The organism is Aquabacterium sp. UBA2148 (assembly GCF_002328915.1).
GTDB classification, from domain to species: Bacteria; Pseudomonadota; Gammaproteobacteria; order Burkholderiales; family Burkholderiaceae_C; genus Aquabacterium; species Aquabacterium parvum.
In genome coordinates this window covers 1-3,845 of sequence record NZ_DCXA01000239.1, presented here as the reverse complement: position 1 = coordinate 3,845, position 3,845 = coordinate 1, and the positions used below count along the sequence as shown (strand labels likewise).

The window sequence follows — 3,845 nt, the reverse complement described above, 5'->3', positions numbered from 1 at the left end:
CGACCCGGTCATCCAGAAAGAAATCGTCGACCGCGACCTCTACGCCACCGCCGTGCTCTCGGGCAACCGCAACTTCGACGGTCGCATCCACCCGTATGCCAAGCAAGCCTTCCTGGCCTCGCCGCCGCTGGTGGTGGCCTACGCCATCGCAGGCACCGTGCGCTTCGACATCGAGAACGATGTGCTGACGGTCGTGGACGGCAAGGAGATCCGCCTCAAGGACATCTGGCCTTCGGACGAAGAGATCGACGCCGTGGTGAAGGCCGCTGTGAAGCCCGAGCAGTACCGCGCCGTCTACGAGCCGATGTTCGCCATCCAGGCAGACAAGGGCGAGAAGGTGTCGCCGCAGTACGACTGGCGCGCCATGTCGACCTACATCCGCCGCCCGCCTTACTGGGACACCGAAGGCGTCGGGGCTCTCGCCGCCAACCCGCGCACGCTCAAGGCCATGCGCCCCCTGGCCATCCTGCCGGACAACATCACCACCGATCACCTGTCGCCTTCCAACGCGATCCTGATGAACTCGGCCGCCGGTGAGTACCTGCACAAGATGGGCCTGCCGGAAGAGGACTTCAACTCCTACGCCACCCACCGTGGCGACCACCTCACCGCCATGCGCGCCACCTTCGCCAACCCCACGTTGAAAAACGAGATGGTGCGCAAGGAAGACGGCAGCATCAAGGTGGGCTCGTGGGCCCGCGTGGAGCCCGAAGGCCAGGTCATGCGCATGTGGGAAGCCATGGAGACCTACCTCAACCGCCGCCAGCCGCTGATCATCATCGCCGGCGCCGACTACGGTCAGGGCTCCTCGCGTGACTGGGCCGCCAAGGGTGTGCGCCTGGCGGGTGTGGAAACCGTGGTCGCCGAAGGCTTCGAGCGCATCCACCGCACCAACCTGATCGGCATGGGCGTGCTGCCCCTGGAGTTCAAGCCGGGCACCACCCGCCTGACCCTGGGCCTGGACGGCACCGAGACCTTCGACGTGGAAGGCGATCTGAAGCCGCGCGCCGACCTGACCCTGGTGATCCACCGCAAAAACGGTCAGACCGAACGCGTGGCCGTGACCAGCCGCCTGGACACGGCCGAAGAGGTGTCGGTGTACGAAGCCGGCGGCGTGCTGCAGCGCTTTGCGCAGGACTTCCTGGCAGCCAACAAGGCCGCCTGATCTCGATCGGTCCGTTCCGAGAGGGGGCATCAGGGCAACCTGATGCCCCTTGGTTTTCGTTCGAGCCCGCAGCGATAAGATCCTCCGCACATTCCAGCCTTTCAGAGAGACCGGCCCGGCCCACGCGACCAGGCCGACGCACCCATGAGCAAGACCCCACACGGAGACGGCATTGAATCGGCTGCGTGGCTTTGGCGAGCCACCGCTGTCCTGGCGGCAACGCTGTGCGGCCTGGGTGCCATTTTCTGGCTCGCCGCCAACTGGGCCGCGCTGGCGCGCACCACACAGTTCGGGCTGCTGCAGGCCTCGCTGCTCGCTGCCGGTGTCGTCGCCATGTGGCGTCCAGCTTGGCGCCCTGCATCCGCCTTGTTGCTCTTTCTGCTCTCGGGTGGGCTGCTCGCGCACATCGGCCAGACCTACCAGACCGGCGCAGACCCCTGGCAGCTTTTCGCGCTGTGGGCCCTCCTGGGGCTGCCCATGGCCTGGGGCACCCGCCACGACGCCACCTGGTCGGCCTGGGCCATGGTCGCCATGACCGCCGTGTCGCTGTGGCTGACGGCGAACACCGAAAGCGCCTGGCTGGCCCGCGACCAGGAGGTCGCCACCCACGTGCTGGCCTGGATCGCCTCGGGCGTCATCGCGATCGGCCTGAGCTCCCCTGTGCGCCCGTGGATGGGCGCCGGCGCCTGGAGCCAACGACTGGCCCTGACCCTGTTCACCATCGGCGTCTCGAGCCATGCCGTCGCCAACTTGCTGGCCGACGGCGGCGTTCGGGTCTACGGCCTGGGCTTGCTGGTGATGAGCGCGGGCGCGGGACTCTTGTCGCGCCCCCGTTGGTTCGACCTGTACGGCTTGAGCGTCATGGCCCTGGGGCTCAACGTGTGTGTCGTGAGCGGACTGGGGCGCTGGTTGCTGGAAGGCACTCGAGGGGATGCCTTGGGCGCCTGGTTGCTCCTTGGCCTGCTGGCAGCGGGCTTGCTGGGGGCCTCGGTGAAGGGCGTGATGCACGTCGCGCGCGAGCAAGGGGAGCCCGCATGAGCACACCCTCTCGCCCTTGGCCAGTCGTGCTGCTGAGCGCCCTCGGCGCATGGCTGGCAGCGATTCCCTTCTTCGCGGTGGCCGTCTTGTTGATGGAACCCCTGCTGCGCGAGCAGGAAGGCGCCTTGCTCGCCGGGTTGCTCATGCTGGCAGGTGCCCTGGCGCTGCTGCGCGCGCCCGCACGTTCGCTGTTCGTCGAAAACCTGGGCGTGCCCACCCTGCTCGCCGGGCTGACCTTGCTGGGCTGGGGCCTGAGCGCCCCACTGGGCTGGCAACCCGCCAGCGCCACCCTCGGTCTGATTGCCTTGGGCCTGGGGCCTGCGGTGCCCCAGACCTGGGTGCGCAACCTGCTGGGCGCGCTGGCCTGCCCATTGATGCTGGTGGCCTGCACGCAGGAGGCTTGGTGGCGGGGTGACCGGGGGTGGTGGAGCCCATGGCTGACCTCGCACCTGGCGGTCGGAGCCTGGCTGGGCTCTGTGGGGTGGTTGCGCCATCGCGCCAGCGCACCCCCAGCGATCACCGAGGCCGTCACCGACCTTGGCAACGGCTGGATCGCCTCCGCGCTGCTGGCCCTGGCCTGGGGGTCGGGCTCCACTTTCGTGCTGAACGAGCCACTCAAACTCGATGGCGCTCCAGCGTCGCTCAGCCTCCAGGCCTCGTGGACCTGGCGGGGCCTCGACGTGGGGTCGGTCGCCGCCGCCCTGGTTGCCATGGTGTGGCTGGCCTCGCACCGGCCAGCTTGGCGTCAGGCCTGGTGCGCCGGCCTGGCGGCGGTGGCGTGTGGGCTGGCTGCATTCATGCCAGCGCTGGGCGGCGTGCTGCTGGTGGCCGCGGCCTGCCTGACCACCCGGCGTCCGCGCATGGCCACCTGGGCCGGCGTCGTGGCGCTCTGGACACTCGGCGCCTTCTATCACCAGCTCGCCTGGCCCCTGGCCAACAAGGCCTTGGTGCTGTGCGGCGCCGGCGTGCTGCTGGGCGTGATCGCGGCCTGGGGCCAGCGCGCCGCCGGCCGCGAGACAACGTCGGAGCACGCAAGCACGTCCGCCCATTCAGCCCCCCTTGCCAGCCCGCTCGCAGCGGGTGGTCACCGCCGCGCGGCCCTGGCCCTGGGCTCGGTGGCGATGCTGCTGGTGGCCAACATCGCGATCTGGCAAAACGAGGCCCTCATCCGCGATGGGCGCCCGGTCTACGTGGCGCTCGCCCCGGTTGACCCGCGCTCACTGATGCAAGGGGATTACATGGCCCTGCGCTTCGCCACCGACCGCGTGCCCGTCACCGCGTCGGCCGATCGCTCGCCCGTGTACCTCGTGTTCAGGGTCGACCCGCGCGGCGTCGCCATCGCCTTGCGCCAGCACCGAGGCGAGCCCCTTCAGCCTGACGAACTGATCATGCGCATGCGCCGTCAACGCGGCAACTGGCTGCTCGTGACCGATGCCTTCCACTTCAAGGAAGGCGAAGCCCAGCGCTGGTCCGGCGCCCGCTTTGGCGAGTTCCGCGTCGAGCCCAGTGGAAGGGCCTTGCTGGTCGGCCTGAGGGGCCCGAAGCTGGAGCCCCTTTGAAGCACCCGCCACCGATGCACCGATCGACAAACCAGCGAAAATCCGGCGTGAAGGCGCCGCATCCTCCCATCGAACCTCATCCG

Annotated in this window: 3 protein-coding genes; all 3 read left to right on the top strand. The window is 69.0% G+C overall.

Annotated features, from left to right (window positions below; genetic code table 11):
* On the top strand, window positions 1-1,165 hold a 1,165-nt coding region (locus tag B2W70_RS13420), incomplete at its 5' end, for an aconitase family protein (protein ID WP_286746399.1).
* Between the two features lie 144 nt (window positions 1,166-1,309).
* Window positions 1,310-2,203 carry a DUF2157 domain-containing protein gene (locus tag B2W70_RS13415; RefSeq protein ID WP_286746395.1) on the top strand — a complete coding sequence of 298 codons (894 nt, stop codon included), beginning with the start codon at window positions 1,310-1,312 and terminating at the stop codon, window positions 2,201-2,203.
* Window positions 2,200-3,762, top strand: a complete 1,563-nt coding sequence (locus B2W70_RS13410; protein WP_286746394.1) for a GDYXXLXY domain-containing protein — start codon at window positions 2,200-2,202, stop codon at window positions 3,760-3,762. The genes B2W70_RS13415 and B2W70_RS13410 overlap by 4 nt, the downstream gene beginning before the upstream one ends.
* The last annotated feature ends 83 nt before the right edge of the window (window positions 3,763-3,845 follow it).

Excerpts from the sequence above, each read along its gene's own strand:
- B2W70_RS13410 (WP_286746394.1), top strand. The coding sequence starts at position 2,200 with ATGAGCACACCCTCTCGCCCTTGGCCAGTCGTGCTGCTGAGCGCCCTC.
- B2W70_RS13415 (WP_286746395.1), top strand. The coding sequence starts at position 1,310 with ATGAGCAAGACCCCACACGGAGACGGCATTGAATCGGCTGCGTGGCTT.